We start from the raw sequence: 18,762 nt of genomic DNA on the forward strand, positions 1-18,762 counted from the left end.
CATATCCCCTTTGCTGTTATTTCACACCTAGTAAATCCGGTAAAAACGTTGTAATAATCGGAATATAAGTAACGATCAATAGAACAATAATAGATGCAATGATAAATGGTAAAACTCCTCGAGATATTTGAATTATGTTCGTTTTTGACATGCTAGCTGCAACATATAGATTTAATCCTACAGGTGGTGTAAATAATCCGATTGCAAGGTTAATTGTCATAAAAATCCCAAAAACAGTTGGATCTACATCTAACTGCAACATTATTGGGAGTAATATTGGTACGAAAATGTAAAAGGCAGAAATAGCATCAATGAATGCACCAGCAATAAGTAAAATAATATTAATTAGTAGTAGAATGATATATTTATTATCAGAAATTCCTAGAACTACATTAGAAACTGTTGATGCAATTTGTTCAGTTGTTACAATATAAGCAAAAACAGACGCTGCACTAACGATAATCATTACGACAGCTGTTTGAACTGCAGATTCAATGAATATCTTGTACAACACCTTAAAATATCTCTTTCTTAGGATGAACATTCCGATAATTAAACCGTACATAACAGCAACTACTGCCGCTTCAGTAGGTGTGAAAAATCCACCATAAATTCCACCTAAAATAATGACCGGCATCAATAAACCAGGTATTGCACGAATAAATGCATCCCATTTCTCTTTACTAGTACTTTTTCTAATTTGCATTTCTTGAGATTGATTAAAAATCCCACGCTTAATATCACGATTTCTTACATACATTCCCGCAACAAATAATCCAATCCCTACTAAAATACCAGGCACTATACCTGCCATAAATAATCGATTAATTGTTATGGGTATTTGATCACCAGCAACAACCGCAAAAATGATTAACGCAATAGATGGAGGAATAATAATGCCGATTGCTCCGGCACTTGCTACTAATCCGCCTGCTGTTTCTTTTCGATAGCCATTTTTTATCATCGCAGGAATTAAAATTCCCCCAATTGCTGCTACTGTTGCTGGACCTGATCCTGATATTGCAGCAAAGAAAACGGCTACTAATACCGTTACAAGTACAATTCCACCTTTACGGTGTCCTACTAAAGCCTGGGCAAAATCAATTAGCCTTTTTGAAATCCCAATATGATCCATAATTACACCAGCTAATATAAAAAAAGGAATCGCCAGTAACGTAAATTTCGCCACACTTGTATACATAATATCTGTCACGACTTCAAAACTACCAAAACCATTACTAATAAATAGAACGATGATTGAAGATACAGCAAGAGAAACAGCTATTGGTACACGCAAAGCAATTAATGTTATGAATGAACCAAAAAGAGTTATAGCGGTCATATTTTCACTTCCCCTTTCTGTTCTTCAGATTCTGCTATTTTTATTTCCTTATTTTCATTATTAATTTGAGACTTACTCGAGTCTTTATTGACTTGTTTTAATTCAGTCACTGCTACTTGGACAGTACGAATTAAACATAAAAGAGCACCTAATGGCATCGCTAATGATAAGATCCACTGTGGCATTCCTAATGCAGGTGTTGTTTGAGATATTTTCATTTGAAATTGAACCATTTCATAACCGTAGATAAGTAAAATACTAAACAATGCAAGCGATATAATAGAAGAAATTACTATGATAACCTTTTTCCCTAATTTACCTGCCAAATCGTATACTAATGTAAAGCCTAGGTGTGCGTATCTACGCACACCTAGAGCTGTTCCAACGAAGGTTAATAAAACTAGTAAATTTATCGTTATTTCTTCAGTAAAGGAAAATGAAAACTTGAAAATATTTCTGGATAATATATTGGCAAATGTAATCAATGTAATTGTCAGGAATGTTATAAATAAAATAATTTCTTCAAAATAATCAAGTATTTTCATACCATTCCTCCATTATCTTTCCTGGAATGCTTCTAATAAGTCCGCTCCCCAGATTGACTCATATTTTTCATAAATTGGTTGTACAGTTTCTTTAAATACTTCAATTTCATCTGCAGATGGTGTATAAACTGTCATACCTTTTCCTTCTAATTCTTTAATTTGTTCAGCTTCTCTTTCACGTGTAATTTTCACTTGATATTCAGCAGCTTCTTTACCTAATCGATCGAATAGCGCTTTATCGTCATCACTCATAGAGTCATATAATTCTTTATTAATCCCTAAAACTAGAGGGTCATAAGAATAATTCCATAATGTCAAATAATCTTGAACTTCATTAAGTTTAGCGGAATAGATTACATCGATCGGATTTTCTTGACCGTCAATTGTCCCTTGTTGTAAGGCAGTGAATACTTCAGAGAATGTCATAGTTGCAGGGTCAGTCCCTAATTCACGGAACAAATCAGTGTACATTGTAATACCAGGAATACGAATTTTTAACCCTTGTAAATCATCTGGAGTTTTTACGTTTACTTTACTATTTGTAAGTTGTCTAAATCCGTTTTCACCATATCCAAGAGCATGTACACCTTTTTCAGCAAGAAGGTCTTTAATCATTTCTCCACCCTTACCAGCAAATACTTTATCCACTTGGTCAAGGTTATCAAATAAGAATGGAGCACTTGCAACACCGAATTTTGGATCTAAAATTGAGTAAATAATAGTAGAGTTAAACGTTAAATCAATTGATCCTTTAGCTAAACCTTCAACCGCTTTCCCCGAGTCACCACCGGATAATTGCTCATTTGAAAATACTTCGATTTTAATACGTCCATCTGTTTCTTTTTCTACATCATCTGCTAATTTTTTTGCACCTTCATACCACGTAGATCCTTCACCTACAGTTACAGACATTTTTAAATTATAAGATTTTTCTTCGCCTGAACTTCCATTACTAGATGTTGAACCTCCACAAGCTGCCAACACTAGCGTTAAAAGTGCTACTAACGAGATTAGTAGAAAATTCCCCTTTTTAAACTTCTTCACTTAACATATCCCCTTTGCAAAATACAATAATTTTCAAAGTATAATGTAACTTTGAATTATAATTATTTTATAATTCTGAAAATTAAATATATATATACAAAGGACATAAAAATACCCAACCTTTTTCAATGTTTTTTGTCCAACTAATACATAAAAGACTTGAACATTTTTTTGTTCAAGCCTTTTGATAATATTTTCTGTATAAGTAAATTGCCAAGTTCAGGTCTAATTTTATTTTGCTATGGTTTAAATCAAGATCTAATAACTTTTCAATTTTTTTCAATCTATACTTTAATGTGTTTTTGTGAATATGGAGTTCGTTTGCAATCTCTTGTAAGGACGTATTACTGTTTAACCATTTTTCAAGATTAAGTAATAGTTCCTCATCAGATATGATTGGTTTAATCGTTCTATCAAGGAAGTTTTGAATTTTATATTCTTCTATTTCCGACAACAATAAATCAATTGTTAAATCTTCTTCAAATACTATTTCCGTCTCATCTGCAATAGCTATTGTTAATGCAATATTAGCTTTATTATAGGATTCACTTAAACTATAAAAATCTTCACAATTTCCAACGCCAATGCAGACTTGTGATTTGAACCTTTTTTCAATTTTTCTTCTCAAAGTACTTAAACCGGTTTGTAGTTGTTCCCGTGATATATTTGGAACTAACATGATTAACTTATCAAAACTCCATTGAGTAATACGCAATTTCGGATGAATCGTTTGAATACTATTTAAAAAATTAATCTCATTATATTCAAACCGTCGATCTACTTTTACTATAATAACACGATTATAAATTTCTGTTTCAATTCCCATCAGTTCGACGCGTTGCGCTAGTATCTCTTTTTCAATTCTTCCACTCAGTAAATCTACTAAAAAAAATTCAAACATTCTAGCGTCTCTTTCTTTTTCTTGTCGCGTTAAAAAGTCTTCTACAAATAATTCTGTAATTCTTTGAACAAGCTTTCCGTACTTTTCAATCTCAGAAGGTTTACCTGTTACGCCAATTACGCCAATGGGTGTATCTTCGATGATCAAAGGCATAACTAAACCTTCTCGGACACCTTTCAGTGTTTCAGCCAATTCCTTCGTCATATGCATGACTTGTTTATTTTTCATCGCTAGTATTGATCCTTCATGAAATTGATTTATACGTGAAATATCAGTACTAGCAATGATAAAACCATTATGATCAATTACTACAACTTCTTGTTCAATTAATTTCTTCAGTTCATCTACTATTTTTGTACCAATAAACTGTAAATCAAACATATTTTGTTCCCCCTTCAAAACATGTCTGTTTAATGTGTTATAGCCTCATAAGTTGTTAAGTTCTTAGACACTTGTTTTATTTGTTCATAGATTATTTCTACGATATGAACAGCTTGTATAGTACTTGTTAGTTTATCTTTATGAATACCAGCTTTCATTTGCATTAAACAACCCGGATTTGAAGTTACAATGTAGGTTGGGTTGACTTCCCTTACATAGTCCATTTTAGTTTCTAATATTTTCCCAGCCATTTCAGGTTGTAATAAATTATAAATACCAGCTGATCCACAGCAACTATCGGCTTTCATCATTTCTTTGTATTGTATCCCTGGAAGAGACTGTATAAGCCTTCTAGGTTGTTCGTACACTTTGTTAACGTTACGTAAATGACAAGAGTCTTGGTACGTTGCAACTACTTTCGAGTCGGATGTAGGTAATGTATTTAAATAATCAATTAAACCTAATTTCACTAATAACGATGAAATATCAACCATCTTATTTGAGAATCGTTGTGCTTTTTCTTTATATTTTGAATCGCTTTTTAAATGCTTTTCATATTCACTTAAAAACGCACCACATCCTCCAGCGTTGTTAACAATATAATCGTACTCATCACTATCAAATGCTTCAACATTTGTTTTTGCATTACGCAACCCTTTTTGTAGCTCTCCACTATGAGCATGCAATGCCCCGCAACATTGTTGTCCAGTTGGAATAATTACATCTGCACCTAATAGTTTTATTAGTTCGATGGTTTTATCGTTTATTTCTTTAAAAAGTGATTCCATTAAACATCCTGTGAAAAAAGCTACTTTAACTTTAGATGATTTGATTGGTTCAAGCTTTTCAACCTTTCTCGGAACTGCAGGCAATGCTTTTTCCATATCACTCATAAACGTTGGAAATAAATTTAAAAACCCTATTTTTCTCGTTACTTTTTGCAACCCAGATTTTTGATAAAATCGGACTAATTTAACTGCTTTGTTTAAATCTTTTTTGTCAGCAAACAAATGATTGAACGTAACATTTCGAACTGTTTTTTCAAATTTCTTTTGTGGCTTCACTTCCTGAACAGCATCCCTCGTTTGTTCAATTAATGCGCCATACTGGACACCAGCTGGACATGCAGGTTCACAAGCTCTACATCCGAGACATAAGTTAAAAGAATCTTCTACAGAAGAATCCCATTGAATCTTTCCATCTCTAATAGCTTTCATTAATGCTATACGCCCACGCGGTGATTGGGACTCATCTTGTTCGGTATGAATATATGTTGGACAGGACGATAGACAAAAACCACACCGCATACAATCTAGAAGTAATTCTTCTTCCACATGCTTTTCAAATGATTTTTGCATTGCTAGATTAATAGACATTTTGCAACACCACTCTCTTTTTCGTGTTCTTTGCAAACATTTTTCCAGGATTCATAATGTTGTTAGGATCAAATGCAGCTTTTATCCCTTTCATTAATTGAATACCTGGTTCTCCTACTTTCCATTCCAAATATGGAGCTTTCATTTCACCAATTCCATGTTCTCCGGTTATTGTACCTCCCAAAGATAATGCTTCTTCAAATATCTCTTCGAAGGCTTCTTCAACACGTTTTAACTCTTCCGTATCACGTACATCTGTTAAGCACGTTGGATGTAAGTTTCCATCCCCCGCGTGACCAAACGTAGCGATTGTAAGATTGTATTTTTCAGCAATACGATCAATTCTTTTTACCATTTCCGCTAATTCAGAGCGAGGTACTGTCGCATCCTCTAAAATTGTCGTAGGTCGCAGCCTCGATAAAGCAGATAATGCTACACGTCTTGCAGTTTTTAGTTGTTCGGCTTCTTCTTCATCATTTGCAATTTTTGTAAAGGTTGCTCCATTTTCAACTGCAATTTCAGTCATCACATGTATGTCTTGCTCTACCTGACTTAAATCACCATCTTGTTCAAAAATAAGCATCGCCTCCACGTCCGTTGATAACCCAATTTTCATAAACTGTTCCACTGCATCTATCGTTTTTCGATCAAGAAACTCGAGTGTGACTGGGATAATCTTATGTGCAATGATTGAAGAAACTGTTTTAGCCGCTGCTTCCAGTGATTCGAAATAGGCAATACTAGTCATTTTATATTTCGGTAATGGTATCAGTTTTAATGTAATTTCAGTTATTACCGCAAGTGTACCTTCAGATCCTACTAGTAAAGATGTGAGGTCATAACCAGCTACGTCTTTTGCAAGTTTTCCCCCTGTTTGAACGATTTCACCATTTGGTAAAACAGCTGTAAGTCCTTTCACATAATCCTTTGTGACACCATATTTTAACCCGCGCAGTCCCCCTGAATTTTCACTTACATTTCCACCAATTGTTGAAATTTTCATTGAACTAGGATCTGGCGGATAAAATAGATTTTCCTTTTCTACAAAACTACAAATATCTGCGGTAATCATCCCTGGTTGGACTGTAATCGTTAAATTTTCTTTATCAAAATCTATAATTTTGTTCATATGGTTAAATAACAATACGACTCCACCTTGATTTGGAACAGTTCCTGCAGCTAAATTGGAACCAGAGCCCCTTGGAACAACTGGTATTTTGTATTCATTACATATTTTTATAATTTCCGAAACTTCCTTCGTGTTTCTTGGAGATAGAACTATATCTGGCAAAGCTTGAAAATTAGCCGTTGCGTCGTAAGAATATGCAAGTAATTGTGCAGTTGATTGCTTAACATTCTTCTCTCCAACAATATTTATAAAAAGCTGGACTATTTGTTTATCCATAAACCCACCCCACAAATATATCTAATATAATTATTATACAATTTAGAAAATTTAAATAATATGTACTTAATGATTAAATATTAATGATTAAAAACCCTCTTTTTATATAAAATGTCTAAAAAGTAAAAAAAGAGCTAGTGATTTACACTAACTCATAACGTTCAAATTTAATTCATCTTAAGCATTAACCTTTTACTTTAAATGCAGCAAGAAACGGAATTACCGATAGGGTTGCGAAGGCGATAAAATACAGATCATAGATTGAAAAGAACAACATTGGAAGCAAGTAACCTAAAGTACTAATGAAGATGATTGTACGTGATTTCTTCTGAAAACCCTTAACCATAAATATCAGAGATACGATTACAATGAGCCAAAGCGTTAGTCCTAGTAAAAAGAACTCCATTTGCTTCACCACCTAACTATTGTTATGTACAGGGTAAAATGAGTTAGGCGGTTTTATCGGTTTTGGATATGTATTTTTTACTATATTATATTCTCGGAAATTTATTTCGTTCGTGTTTTAATGATTGTCCTAATAAATTATTACAAAATTCAATCAACTAATTAATTAAAATCCGATTATTCTATTGGTTGTATAATCTTACTGTACGTTCCTTAACTAAAAAATGAAAAAAGCTAGTTCAAAAAGTTTGAACTAGCAATTGACGAATAATGTTCTACTTTTAATTGGTTCTTATTCGGATTTAAAATCGACTATTTTCGGATCTTCCCCTTTTGTGTTCATGAGTCGAATTTGAGACGGTGTTACTTTTAGTACAACCATTTTTGGATCATGTGGACCATCGAACCAAGGGCTCAATTCATTATTCCAAACTTTTTCCCGCATCGAATCCTCTGACGAGATTTCTACTTTCCCTTCAATTTCTAAAAACGAATCTCCAAATCCTTTTCCATCATAGCCAAGAAGAATATGGGTATAAGGATTTTTTGATAACTCTTCTACTTTATGTGTATCTTTACTTGTTACAGTATATAAAATGAAGTTGTTATTGAAAAAAGTCATATACCTAGAATGTGGTTTATTTCCTTCTATTGTAGCCATTGTTCCAACCATGTTTTCATCTAATATCTTTTCTGCAATTTGTCTCGGTGTTTTTGCCATTACAATCGCTCCTTTAGTCATTACTACATATATTATTACTATTGGGAAGTTACTTTATCCTATATAAAACTTTCTCCCTTGGCATCCATGTTGGTAAAAACTTTTCAGTACGTTCTCTTCCAATTTTCATAAGTGCCTCTTTTGAATCTTTATCTAAATCAAAATTCGTAGCGCTATATTCTTCAACGGGGATAAATATAATATTCTTTTCATGTTTCCTTGAAATGTATCGTTCATCATGGGCATCTTTCATAGTGGCAAAGAGAGCCTCAAATAAATTCAAGCCATTTTTAATATTATGAGGATTAGATTCTTCGGTTGGATGACTTAACTTAAGTCCTAGTAGAGGGCGTTGATTATCGTTATCAAAAATCCATAGTGGGAAATTACTTAATACTCCTCCATCTACAAATATACATTCTTCTTTCTTTTGATCTCGTAATTTGATTGGTTCAAAAAAGAAAGGTATACCGCAACTCATTCGTAACGCTTTTGCTACTGAAAATGATTTCCAATTAAATCCATAGGAGGGTAAATCGTCTGGTATAACAACCATTCTTCCGTTTGTTAAATCTGAAGCTACTAATTTTAAGGATCCTCTCGGTAAATCATCAAATGTCCGTACATCTTTTGCAGCAAGTTTTTTATAAAACCATTTTTCTAGTGCCTTTCCCTGATACAGTCCCATCCGGAAGTATAAATTTAACCATTTTAAAAACGGTAGCTTTCGAGTAAGTTTTGGTGGATCTAAAAGTGATTTAAGATCCAATTCATCTAACAATTCTTCAATTTCAGTGGCATTGTACCCAGCTGCAATAAAACAGGCTAAAATAGCCCCTGCACTAGTCCCTGCAACACGCTTAAATTCTATCCCTCTTTCTTCTAACACTTGCAAGGCACCAACATAAGCAAATCCTTTTATACCACCACCTGAAAATACTCCATCGATAATCATGGCACACTCCCCAATCATTTCTTTTATATAACTGTAAGAAACTTGAGGAAATATTAGAACTTATGTCGATAAAGTTTAATGTAAATGAAAAAGTATTTGGCAAAACATTATGTTTTTGTAATAGCCAAATACTTCATTCATGTGAATTGTATTAAATTGTCAGAATTGTTTGTGTACCTGGTACACACACTATTCGTTTAATCTTGAGGGGTTATGTCTATTATCAGGTTTGTCTTTATTTTCGTTTTTGTTATTTCTTTTTGCTGCATCATTTTGACCGATTACATCAAAATCATCAGGACTTAAATCAAAACCATAACCATATTCTTCTCGATCTAATCCATTTTTCTTTTTCTTGTCTTTTGCCAAAATGGTCACCTCCACATAAACAATATGCTCAATAATTGAAGGTTTTATGCTAGACTAGGGAATCAAAAAAAGAGCAAACTCCCTTATAAAGAAGTTTGCCCTTTTAGTTAAAGGATTAAATATTATTTTGCAGCTGCAAATTTTTCAGCTACAACATCCCAGTTTACAACATTCCAGAATGCTGAAATGTAGTCAGGACGACGGTTTTGGTAGTTTAGATAGTAAGCATGCTCCCAAACGTCTAAACCTAATACTGGAGTTTTACCTTCCATTACTGGAGAGTCCTGGTTTGGAGTTGAAGTGATTGCTAACTCACCGCCATCAACTACTAACCATGCCCAACCTGAACCGAAGCGGCCAGTTGCAGCTTTACCAAACTCTTCTTTGAACGCGTCTAAGCTACCGAATTTAGCATCAATTGCAGAAGCTAATTCGCCAGTTGGAGCAGTAGCGCCACCTGGAGCTAAGATCTCCCAGAATAATGTATGGTTAGCATGTCCACCACCATTGTTACGTACAGCTGTTTGTTTGTCAGCTGGAAGTGCATCAATATTAGAAATTAATTCTAATAAGTCTTTCCCAGCAAATTCAGTACCTTCAACAGCAGCATTTAAGTTTGTTACATAAGTGTTGTGGTGTTTTGAATGGTGGATTTCCATTGTTTTTGCATCAATGTGTGGTTCTAATGCATCATATGCATAAGGTAATTTTGGTAATTCGTAAGCCATTTTGTATTTCCTCCCTAAAATAGAAATAATGTTGAATACATTAGTAGGTTATCAAATTAATCCATTTCGTTCAAATAATTGACACTAATCTTGCCCACAATTCAGTCTTTTGGCTGAATTTTATATGCTATCTATTTTTTTAAAACCTAATAAATATGTTCAACAACCTACTATACCCTTTATAAAATCATTTTATTCATACTCAATTAATTCTATATTGGCCTAGCAAAATCTATTTCTCCTTCTATCCTTTCAATTCATTTTTCAATAGATTCATGATAAAATCCTATGGATGGAGGTGAAGAAATGGTAAAACATACACAACTTTTTATTGATAGTTTAATTCACCCAAAAAAATTGGCTGGCTATCGAATGCTCTCAATTGGAAAAGTCATTCAATATGTATTTATACTTACTACACTTGTAACTATTTTTTCATTTATGCAGTTTGTCACTGTTCTATCAAATGAAATTGTTTTCGAAATAGAAGGATTAACTCAATATATACAAGATATACAATGGTTATTATACCCATTTGCTTTTGTCGTTCAATTTTTGATATCTACAACTTTAATATTTATTCAAATTAGTATATTTGCCCTTATTGGAGTAGGCTTATTAAAAGTGATGAATAAACGGGGAGAATATCGCCATATGTGGAGATCATCCTCTTTAGCAATAACATGGACTACTCTATTATCTATTCTATTTCGATTTATACCAGTACATAATTTAATAGGTACGATCTTAGGTATTATCATTACATTAATTCTATTACTCATCGCCACAACTAAATATCCAAAAATGCCAAAAAAATAATATGCATGAATCCCTCTTGTCTTCATATAGTGGAGAAAGGAGGGATATTTTTATGCGCTATCTAGTGATTACTGCTATTATTTTTATCATTGCTTTTGCTATTAAAATAGATTTAACAGAAGGAACTCTACCAATGGCATCTTTTGAAAATCCAAAAGTTATACAAAAATGTGAGAAGGAATATAACATTAAAACAATACCTGTCATTACTGAATTAGGAGATTCTCCACAATCACTTTTTGCAGCGTATCCTTCAGAAATAGAGGTACCTATACCTGAAAGATTGTCTAAGTTTTATCAATTAAATCCACATTTACAAAAGCAATCCTTAGTACCTGGTGAACTAATAAAAATACCTGTTTATGTTAATGTATATAATAATTGCACAAAACTATAACGTGTATATCCTTGTCAATTCCTTTACAACACTGATAAAATAGAGTGGCGATGGTACAATAAATTATCAAATTTGCTTTGGCGACCTACGTCCAATATTTTTTCGAGCTTTCTATAATGGCATTCGCCAAGGTCTAAAACTTTATTCTGCCTAAGTTTGATCATGTTTTAAAATGTTATTTATAATAACTAAGTTAGAAACCTTTGCCGAGTAAAGTTTTAATCAATGTACCTTAATAAAGGAGAGAATTTTTCATGAATGAAATGACACACCGTACAAAAACAAGACCAGTACGTGTTGGTAATTTAACAATCGGTGGGAGTAATGAGTTATTTATTCAAAGTATGTGTATGTCTAAAACACATGACGTTGAAGCAACTGTAGCAGAAATCTTACGATTAGAAGAAGCGGGTTGTCAAATTGTCCGCGTCGCTGTTCCAGATGAGCGTGCAGCAAATGCAATCGCAGATATAAAGAAACGTATTAATATCCCTCTTGTTGCGGATATTCATTTTAATTATAAATTAGCTCTAATCGCTATAGAAAACGGCATTGACAAGGTTCGTATTAACCCTGGGAATATTGGTCGTCGTGAAAAAGTTGAAGCAGTAGTTAATGCTGCGAAAGCAAAAGGTATTCCAATTCGAATTGGTGTTAACGCTGGATCTTTAGAACGACATATTTTAGAAAAATATGGTTATCCAACTGCTGATGGAATGGTAGAATCTGCATTACATCATATTAAAATATTAGAAGAACTAGATTTCCATGATATTATCGTGTCAATGAAAGCTTCAGATGTAAACTTAGCCATTGAAGCTTACGAAAAAGCATCACGTGCATTTGATTACCCTCTTCACCTTGGAATTACAGAATCTGGTACATTATTTGCAGGTACTGTAAAATCTGCAGCTGGACTTGGTGCAATTCTTTCACGAGGTCTTGGAAATACGTTACGTATTTCATTATCAGCAGATCCAGTTGAAGAAGTAAAAGTAGCCCGTGAATTGTTAAAATCATTCGGTTTAGCATCAAATATGGCAACTTTAATTTCGTGCCCTACTTGCGGACGTATTGAAATTGATTTAATTTCTATTGCGAACGAAGTAGAAGAATATATTTCTAAATTAAATGTTCCATTAAAAGTAGCCGTACTAGGATGTGCAGTAAATGGTCCTGGTGAAGCTCGTGAAGCAGATATTGGAATTGCTGGAGCACGTGGCGAAGGTCTTTTATTTATGAAAGGTAAAACTGTTCGTAAAGTACCCGAGGAAACAATGGTTGAAGAACTGAAAAAAGAAATTGATAAACTTGCAGCTGAAATGGCTGAGGAAAGAGCGAAAGCTGAAGCTGGTAATTAATAATTAGGAGGTTTGAATTGATGAAATTTAAGCCCCGTTTGGGAATTGATATTGACGGTACAGTAACTACCGCAGATACACTCATTCCACATATAAATAAGAGATATAACACAAATATTGTTTTAGATGATGTGATTGAATACGATTTCCTTAGTGCATTTACTGAACCAATTGACAGAGACGAATTTGCGAAATGGTTTAAGGAAAACGAAGCATATATGTATTCAGTTAGTGAAATTGCAAATAATGCGCAATCGATTCTAAATGAGTGGCATTCAATCTATGAGTTGTATTATATTTCAGCTCGTAATCAGGATGTACTCCCGATTACATATAAATGGTTTGAAGAAAATGAAGTTCCCTATCATCATATCGAGTTAATTGGCAGTCATGACAAAATAGAAGTTGCAAAAAAACATGGCGTACATGTCTTCTTTGAAGATAAGCATGATAATGCAGTATCAATTGCAGAGGAATTAAAGATTCCTGTTATACTCTTTGATACTCCATATAATAGAAAAGCAGTTCCTAATAATGTCATTCGTGTTCACAATTGGCAAGAAGCGAATGATTGGATTAAACGTCATTTTAAATAGAAAGCAAGGGTAATATAGAAAAGATCATTTCTATATTACCCTTTTTTCTTTGCCTTTTTATACATCTAAAATCCCTCTCATCCAACGATCAACGAATGTTTCAAACGTAATTCCATAACGATTATAAATATCATGATAGACAAAGTAGACTCCTAACTTATCAAGAATCTCATCATCAATTTTCATGCTTTCTTCCTTTCGCAAGTAGAATTAAATGTTTTACCTCTAAAGTCTTTATCCACTATTTTTCGGAAGTTTGCTATTTTTCTAATATTTTATATTAATTCATATATTTGTCTAAAATAGTTTGAATTTGAATGACCTTTCTCCATTCTTTTTCGATAAGATGTTAGTTAGATAGGTTTTTGAATTGGAGGAATTATTTTGCGAAATATAAAAAATATAGTTATTGCCAGCTTATTCACAATTATATTAGCAGGTTGTTCCGATATTACTGATGCACTTTCAGGAATAGATAATCAGGCACAAAAAGCCGCAAGCGGTATTACACCAGAAGCTCTTACTATTAGGTCAATTAATATAGAATATAAAAATGAAAATTTTACAGTAGATGAGCTATTTACATCTATCTTACGTGATATCTTTTGGGAATATGATAAAAATAATGATTCTCATATTTTAACAGTAAAAGGAACTTGGAAAGAAGGATTGTTTGAGGATTATGAATTACAAAATTATCCGATAAATGACTTTAACTCTGACGGAAAAGTTACTGTTACATTAGAGATTGATAATGATGAAATATTAACAGAGAGAACAAAAGTGACAATGTCATTAGGTGATCAAGTAATAATAGAGGAAATTGGTGAAAAAGCACAAAAAGCATTGTATAAAGCTTATTTAATTCGCTAATTTAACACAAGAAACTACTAAAAATTACAAATTTTCAATATATTCAAAGAAATGTTCTCGGCAATGTAGTATGGATTTGATATAATACACTAAAACCACGATTATTTTCCAATCTAGGGGGAACAAAAATGTTCATACCAAGTAAGATGCCCCATACGAAAGAACAGTTAATCACTTTTCTTTGCACTTTATGCGATCAAGCACCAAAAGGTGTTGCAATTATTGATCAATCTGATAGTAGTCAGTCTTTTTTATATTGTAATGAACCCTTTTTGCATTTAACAGGTTATTCTAGTGAAGAACTAATTGGGAATAATTTGACCTTATTATGTGGAACAAAAACAAATAGTGAAAAACAATTAGAAATAGAGATTAATATTAAAACAGAAACACCTTTTGAAATAAATGTAATTCACTATCAAAAAGATGGTTCACCATTTTGGAATTGTATTAATTCATTCCCTATTCGTGACTATACAAATAAAGTTCAGTATACACTTTTGTACTTTAAAAATATTACACATTCTTTACTAGACAAAATGCTCTCAAAGTTAGAAAGAGAAGTATATGCTGGTCTTGAGCAAGGTGCAGACACAGAAAAAATCTTACAGTTAATATCTGAAAAAATAGAGAAGTATTACATTAGAGATATATATTGTGCAATTAGAGTATTAAATCAATATGACAAGTTAGATGTTGTTGCAACTGGGACTTTGCCAGTACATATAATTGAAAACTTTGATGATAAAATACACGAACCTAATGCAGGGTTTAATGAAAATGCAATCTATATTGATGATTATTCACCTATCTATGATCATCAGGTGGTGTCCCAACAAGGATTTTACCAGTCAATAGTTTCTAGTTGGTCAAAACCTATTGTAAACCAAGATAAACAAATACTTGGGAATATTATCATATACTTAAAAAGTAAATCATCTTTAAAACAAACAGATATTGAATTTCTAAAAAAATTAACACCTATTATTTCGCTTTCATTAAAATATGCAGAACATAAAAAGGAATTAAAAAAACTAGCCTTTTTTGATATGAACTCCGGATTGCCAAATCAAAATTATTTTTATACACAACTATCAAAGTGGATTGGAGAAAAATATTCTGGTTTATTACTAATACTCCAACCTGTTGAATATGCTGGCATCGTTGATCTCTATGGTCGTAAAAGTGGAGATGAACTATTAAAACAAATTGCTATTCGACTTAATTCCTCATCACAAGAATTTGAACAGGACATCATTTATGGACGATTCTCAAATTCTTCTATTATTATGGCAGTAAAAGTTGAAAGAACTGAAATTGAGTCATTTGTCACTAAATTAAGACATTTACTTACTTTATCACCATATGGATTTACAGAAAGAGAGATGTTTATCAACTTTAATATTGGTGTTGCATATTTTTGTCATAAAGTTGAATTAGAAGAAAGTATACGTCAAGCAGATCTTGCACTAACAAGTTCAAGAAGAAAAAATGGAACCGTTGTCACTTTCTTTGAAGAAGAAATAAATAAATTAATGCAAAAGGAAATGGATATTTTAAATCAATTAATATACGGTTTAAAAAATAACGAATTTACCGCATTTCTTCAGCCGAAAGTAAATTTAATGACAAAAGAAATAGTAGGGTTCGAAGCATTAGCTCGATGGAATTCACCTGTACTAGGGTTTGTTTCACCTGCTACATTCATTCCCATTGCGGAATCCAGTGGGAAAATTCGTGAAATCGATAATGCTATTTTAAAACAAGTTTTAGAATGGCAGCAAAAACGGAAAGAAAAAGGTTTGAAACTTTTCCCAGTGTCCGTGAATATTTCTCCCGTACATTTTTATCACGAATCGTTTGTGGATGATTTTATACAATTAGTAAGTCAGTATGAAATTGCCCCTGAATATATAAAATTTGAAGTGACTGAAAACTTTGAACTTGTAGATTTAGAGAGAGCAAAAGATATTTTATTAAAATTAAATTCCTATGGATATAAGAGCTCTATCGATGATTTTGGTGTTGGATTTTCTTCTTTAAGTTACTTACAAAAACTCCCCTTTTCTGAAATAAAGATCGACCGCTCATTTGTAAGTAATATGAATACAAATGAAATGATATCTATTGTCCAAACAATCGTTCAATTAGCATCGAATTTAAAGATGAATGCTGTTGCAGAAGGAATTGAAACGCTAGATCAGTATAATTTTTTAAAAGAAATTGGCTGCCTCATTGGACAAGGTTTCTATTTTCATAAACCATTGCCGATTGATGAAGCTGAGCAATTATTAAATGTTGAATAAAATATTAAAAACTCCACGTACGTGGAGTTTTATTAATTTAAATTTTTAAATTGAATAAATGATGTTAAATCTTTTAAATTCTCCGGAGATACACCATGTCCAACAGGATATGTTTTAAAAGTAACATTTGCCCCGTATTCTTCAAAAAACTGCTTACTGTCCATCGCCCAATTAATAGGATAGTCATAATCATACTCACCATGGGAGATAAATAGTTTAGCACCCTCTATACGTCCTTTTTTATATTCATTTTTAACAAATTCCGGAACAAATCCACTTAGTGCTACCGTTCCAGCAATTTCATTTCCTAGGAAAAGTGCTAAAGTTTGAGCTACTACTGCTCCTTGGTTAAAACCGATGATATAAACTTTTTTAGGATCTAGCCCATATTCTTCAACTACTTCTTTTACAAAATTCAATGTTCCAGAAATCATTCGATCAAATATTTCTCTTGACGGTTTTCCCTCTTCTTCAAACGTATAAAATGCATAGCCTGGACGATGTGTAATTGGTCCTCTTAGGCTAAAAATATGACAATTCCCTTTTAATGATTCAACTAATTGAAGTAAATCCTCTTCATTACTTCCTAAACCATGTAGTAAAAAAATCCCTGCTTCTTTTTCACTTGTATTACTAGTCGGTGCTATGTGTTTAAAAATATATGGTGATTTCATTTTGCATTGATTCCTTCCTAATTCTTTACATACTTTAGTGTATCAAAAAATGCACACTTTCGAAATATATCATCTGTCCAAGAAAGAAAAACTTACTAATACTACATATTTATCACGATACTATCTCAAAATAGATAAAGATATATCCATTGTTGTTTAATGATTAGGTTTTGAAAGTAGGAGGATAATTTTGGCGACATTTATAAATGTACTTTTACTATTGTTGTTAATATACTTTTTAAGAAGATTAAGCAAAAAACATATGAAATTTTCAAACCGTGTTTTCGTTGGATTAGCGCTAGGAATTATACTAGGTGTTACACTCCAACTAATTTACGGTGCAACTTCAGAGGAAATAGAAAATACTGTTCTATGGTACAACATTATTGGAACTGGGTATGTAAAGTTACTCCAAATGATTGCGATGCCACTTGTTTTCATTTCAATATTATCCGCTTTCACAAAATTGAAGCTCGGAGCGAACTTAGGAAAAATTGCAGGACTTATTTTATTTATATTAATTGGTACTACTGCGATTTCAGCCGGTGTAGGTATTTTTTCAGCAACGATTTTTAATTTAGATGCTACGGAACTTGTTCAAGGAAACGCAGAAATTGAGCGTGGAGCCACACTGGAAGAGAAAACATCAGAAGTAACATCTTTGCCAGAACAAATATTGTCTCTATTCCCTGCCAATCCATTTTTAGATTTAACAGGAGCTAGGCCAACATCTACAATCGCCGTTGTAATTTTTGCAGCCTTTTTAGGTTTTTCATATTTGCGTATTCTTAGAAAGGATGAAGGAACATCCATCACGATCAAAAAAGCAATTGATGCTATTTATTCACTCGTTATGGGTATTGTTACTATAGTTCTTCGACTAACACCTTATGGTATTTTAGCTATTATGGCACGTACTCTTGCAACTAGTGATTTCGGTGCAATTTATAACTTAGGAAAATTTGTAATAGCATCCTACGTTGCACTAATCGTTGTTTTTATCATGCATTTACTTATTATTTCTTTCTCAGGTTTAAGTCCTATCACTTATGTTAAAAAGACATCAGAAACGTTACTATTTGCGTTTACATCCCGGTCGAGTGCAGGAACTTTACCGTTAAATTTAAAAACTCAAACAGACCGTTTAGGTGTCCCAGAAGGAATTGCTAACTTTGCAGGCTCTTTTGGACTATCGATTGGTCAAAATGGTTGTGCTGGGGTATATCCCGCTATGTTAGCGATTATGATTGCTCCAACAGTTGGTCAAAATCCACTTGAAATTAATTTTATATTAATGGTCATTGCTATTGTTGCGATTAGCTCATTTGGTGTAGCTGGTGTTGGTGGTGGTGCCACATTCGCCGCAATAATTGTTTTATCTGCATTAAACTTACCTGTTGCCCTTGCAGGTGTGCTTATTTCGGTTGAGCCTTTAATTGATATGGGGCGCACTGCAGTAAACGTAAGTGGTTCAATGATTTCAGGTGTTGCTACAGCCCGTGTGACAGGGGATTTAGATAAAGAAGTTTATACTAATCCTCATTTTGATGAATTAACATAGGCA

20 protein-coding genes are annotated in these 18,762 nt (G+C 32.9%); 7 read left to right on the plus strand and 13 right to left on the minus strand.

Going from position 1 to position 18,762, the window contains the following annotated elements; translation table 11 throughout:
• Positions 1 to 16: 16 nt before the first annotated feature.
• The 11 genes from CRO45_RS03595 to CRO45_RS03645 all read right to left on the minus strand — a co-directional run bounded on the left by CRO45_RS03595 (position 17) and on the right by CRO45_RS03645 (position 10,172).
• The gene (locus tag CRO45_RS03595) at positions 17 to 1,342 is read right to left on the minus strand and encodes a TRAP transporter large permease (protein WP_097148269.1); all 1,326 of its coding nucleotides are present in this window, start codon (positions 1,340 to 1,342) and stop codon (positions 17 to 19) included.
• Positions 1,339 to 1,887, minus strand: coding sequence for a TRAP transporter small permease (locus tag CRO45_RS03600; RefSeq protein ID WP_097148270.1), 549 nt, complete (start codon positions 1,885 to 1,887; stop codon positions 1,339 to 1,341). Before CRO45_RS03600 ends, CRO45_RS03595 begins: the two co-directional genes overlap by 4 nt.
• 12 nt (positions 1,888 to 1,899) lie before the next feature.
• A complete protein-coding gene (locus CRO45_RS03605) occupies positions 1,900 to 2,931 on the minus strand; it encodes a DctP family TRAP transporter solute-binding subunit (protein WP_097148271.1) in 1,032 nt (343 codons plus the stop codon).
• A gap of 175 nt (positions 2,932 to 3,106) precedes the next feature.
• Positions 3,107 to 4,213 carry a CdaR family transcriptional regulator gene (locus CRO45_RS03610; RefSeq protein ID WP_097148272.1) on the minus strand — a complete coding sequence of 369 codons (1,107 nt, stop codon included), beginning with the start codon at positions 4,211 to 4,213 and terminating at the stop codon, positions 3,107 to 3,109.
• Positions 4,214 to 4,242: 29 nt separating this feature from the next.
• The gene (locus CRO45_RS03615) at positions 4,243 to 5,589 is read right to left on the minus strand and encodes a (Fe-S)-binding protein (RefSeq protein WP_097148273.1); all 1,347 of its coding nucleotides are present in this window, start codon (positions 5,587 to 5,589) and stop codon (positions 4,243 to 4,245) included.
• On the minus strand, positions 5,579 to 6,994 hold the full coding sequence (locus CRO45_RS03620; protein WP_097148274.1) for an FAD-binding oxidoreductase: 1,416 nt from the start codon (positions 6,992 to 6,994) through the stop codon (positions 5,579 to 5,581). Before CRO45_RS03620 ends, CRO45_RS03615 begins: the two co-directional genes overlap by 11 nt.
• Before the next feature lie 184 nt (positions 6,995 to 7,178).
• Complete coding sequence (locus tag CRO45_RS03625; RefSeq protein WP_097148275.1) at positions 7,179 to 7,400, minus strand: hypothetical protein; 222 nt, start codon at positions 7,398 to 7,400, stop codon at positions 7,179 to 7,181.
• Between the two features lie 291 nt (positions 7,401 to 7,691).
• Positions 7,692 to 8,120 (minus strand): pyridoxamine 5'-phosphate oxidase family protein, encoded by a 429-nt coding sequence (locus CRO45_RS03630; RefSeq protein WP_097148276.1) that lies wholly within the window; start codon positions 8,118 to 8,120, stop codon positions 7,692 to 7,694.
• 49 nt (positions 8,121 to 8,169) lie between these two features.
• A complete protein-coding gene (locus CRO45_RS03635) occupies positions 8,170 to 9,075 on the minus strand; it encodes a patatin-like phospholipase family protein (protein WP_097148277.1) in 906 nt (301 codons plus the stop codon).
• 189 nt (positions 9,076 to 9,264) lie between these two features.
• On the minus strand, positions 9,265 to 9,453 hold the full coding sequence (locus tag CRO45_RS03640; RefSeq protein ID WP_408057110.1) for a hypothetical protein: 189 nt from the start codon (positions 9,451 to 9,453) through the stop codon (positions 9,265 to 9,267).
• A gap of 113 nt (positions 9,454 to 9,566) precedes the next feature.
• The gene (locus CRO45_RS03645) at positions 9,567 to 10,172 is read right to left on the minus strand and encodes a superoxide dismutase (RefSeq protein WP_097148279.1); all 606 of its coding nucleotides are present in this window, start codon (positions 10,170 to 10,172) and stop codon (positions 9,567 to 9,569) included.
• 306 nt (positions 10,173 to 10,478) lie between these two features.
• Between CRO45_RS03645 and CRO45_RS03650 the strand changes: the two genes are divergently transcribed.
• From CRO45_RS03650 to CRO45_RS03665, 4 genes are all read left to right on the plus strand, one after another.
• Positions 10,479 to 10,991, plus strand: a complete 513-nt coding sequence (locus tag CRO45_RS03650) for a DUF1189 family protein (protein ID WP_097148280.1) — start codon at positions 10,479 to 10,481, stop codon at positions 10,989 to 10,991.
• A 52-nt stretch (positions 10,992 to 11,043) separates the two neighbouring features.
• Positions 11,044 to 11,388: a hypothetical protein gene (locus CRO45_RS03655; protein WP_097148281.1), complete on the plus strand. Its 345-nt coding sequence runs from the start codon at positions 11,044 to 11,046 to the stop codon at positions 11,386 to 11,388.
• 254 nt (positions 11,389 to 11,642) lie between these two features.
• Positions 11,643 to 12,749: a flavodoxin-dependent (E)-4-hydroxy-3-methylbut-2-enyl-diphosphate synthase gene (gene ispG / locus CRO45_RS03660; RefSeq protein WP_097148282.1), complete on the plus strand. Its 1,107-nt coding sequence runs from the start codon at positions 11,643 to 11,645 to the stop codon at positions 12,747 to 12,749.
• A 20-nt stretch (positions 12,750 to 12,769) separates the two neighbouring features.
• Positions 12,770 to 13,345, plus strand: a complete 576-nt coding sequence (locus tag CRO45_RS03665) for a 5' nucleotidase, NT5C type (protein WP_170949398.1) — start codon at positions 12,770 to 12,772, stop codon at positions 13,343 to 13,345.
• Positions 13,346 to 13,402: 57 nt separating this feature from the next.
• Here CRO45_RS03665 and CRO45_RS20335 read toward each other — a convergent pair whose 3' ends face one another.
• A complete protein-coding gene (locus CRO45_RS20335) occupies positions 13,403 to 13,531 on the minus strand; it encodes a hypothetical protein (RefSeq protein WP_268878118.1) in 129 nt (42 codons plus the stop codon).
• A gap of 198 nt (positions 13,532 to 13,729) precedes the next feature.
• Between CRO45_RS20335 and CRO45_RS03670 the strand changes: the two genes are divergently transcribed.
• Entirely contained in the window at positions 13,730 to 14,218 is a 489-nt protein-coding gene (locus CRO45_RS03670; RefSeq protein WP_097148284.1) for a hypothetical protein, read from the plus strand.
• A gap of 128 nt (positions 14,219 to 14,346) precedes the next feature.
• Positions 14,347 to 16,524, plus strand: coding sequence for a GGDEF domain-containing phosphodiesterase (locus tag CRO45_RS03675; protein WP_097148285.1), 2,178 nt, complete (start codon positions 14,347 to 14,349; stop codon positions 16,522 to 16,524).
• A 32-nt stretch (positions 16,525 to 16,556) separates the two neighbouring features.
• On the opposite strand, the gene CRO45_RS03680 is transcribed toward CRO45_RS03675, so the two are convergent.
• Positions 16,557 to 17,198 (minus strand): alpha/beta hydrolase, encoded by a 642-nt coding sequence (locus tag CRO45_RS03680; protein WP_097148286.1) that lies wholly within the window; start codon positions 17,196 to 17,198, stop codon positions 16,557 to 16,559.
• 184 nt (positions 17,199 to 17,382) lie between these two features.
• Between CRO45_RS03680 and CRO45_RS03685 the strand changes: the two genes are divergently transcribed.
• Positions 17,383 to 18,759: an L-cystine transporter gene (locus tag CRO45_RS03685; protein WP_408057111.1), complete on the plus strand. Its 1,377-nt coding sequence runs from the start codon at positions 17,383 to 17,385 to the stop codon at positions 18,757 to 18,759.
• Positions 18,760 to 18,762: the final 3 nt, after the last annotated feature.

The sequence above is a fragment of the Ureibacillus acetophenoni genome, assembly GCF_900220965.1.
GTDB classification, from domain to species: domain Bacteria; phylum Bacillota; class Bacilli; order Bacillales_A; family Planococcaceae; genus Ureibacillus; species Ureibacillus acetophenoni.

What these genes read in the sequence shown, in the direction of transcription:
- CRO45_RS03595 (WP_097148269.1), bottom strand. Translation starts at nt 1,342, where the DNA reads ATGACCGCTATAACTCTTTTTGGTTCATTCATAACATTAATTGCTTTG.
- CRO45_RS03600 (WP_097148270.1), bottom strand. Translation starts at nt 1,887, where the DNA reads ATGAAAATACTTGATTATTTTGAAGAAATTATTTTATTTATAACATTC.
- CRO45_RS03610 (WP_097148272.1), bottom strand. Translation starts at nt 4,213, where the DNA reads ATGTTTGATTTACAGTTTATTGGTACAAAAATAGTAGATGAACTGAAG.
- CRO45_RS03615 (WP_097148273.1), bottom strand. Translation starts at nt 5,589, where the DNA reads ATGTCTATTAATCTAGCAATGCAAAAATCATTTGAAAAGCATGTGGAA.
- CRO45_RS03620 (WP_097148274.1), bottom strand. Translation starts at nt 6,994, where the DNA reads ATGGATAAACAAATAGTCCAGCTTTTTATAAATATTGTTGGAGAGAAG.
- CRO45_RS03625 (WP_097148275.1), bottom strand. Translation starts at nt 7,400, where the DNA reads ATGGAGTTCTTTTTACTAGGACTAACGCTTTGGCTCATTGTAATCGTA.
- CRO45_RS03630 (WP_097148276.1), bottom strand. Translation starts at nt 8,120, where the DNA reads ATGGCAAAAACACCGAGACAAATTGCAGAAAAGATATTAGATGAAAAC.
- CRO45_RS03635 (WP_097148277.1), bottom strand. Translation starts at nt 9,075, where the DNA reads ATGATTATCGATGGAGTATTTTCAGGTGGTGGTATAAAAGGATTTGCT.
- CRO45_RS03645 (WP_097148279.1), bottom strand. Translation starts at nt 10,172, where the DNA reads ATGGCTTACGAATTACCAAAATTACCTTATGCATATGATGCATTAGAA.
- CRO45_RS03650 (WP_097148280.1), top strand. Translation starts at nt 10,479, where the DNA reads ATGGTAAAACATACACAACTTTTTATTGATAGTTTAATTCACCCAAAA.
- CRO45_RS03655 (WP_097148281.1), top strand. Translation starts at nt 11,044, where the DNA reads ATGCGCTATCTAGTGATTACTGCTATTATTTTTATCATTGCTTTTGCT.
- ispG (WP_097148282.1), top strand. Translation starts at nt 11,643, where the DNA reads ATGAATGAAATGACACACCGTACAAAAACAAGACCAGTACGTGTTGGT.
- CRO45_RS03665 (WP_170949398.1), top strand. Translation starts at nt 12,770, where the DNA reads ATGAAATTTAAGCCCCGTTTGGGAATTGATATTGACGGTACAGTAACT.
- CRO45_RS20335 (WP_268878118.1), bottom strand. Translation starts at nt 13,531, where the DNA reads ATGAAAATTGATGATGAGATTCTTGATAAGTTAGGAGTCTACTTTGTC.
- CRO45_RS03675 (WP_097148285.1), top strand. Translation starts at nt 14,347, where the DNA reads ATGTTCATACCAAGTAAGATGCCCCATACGAAAGAACAGTTAATCACT.
- CRO45_RS03680 (WP_097148286.1), bottom strand. Translation starts at nt 17,198, where the DNA reads ATGAAATCACCATATATTTTTAAACACATAGCACCGACTAGTAATACA.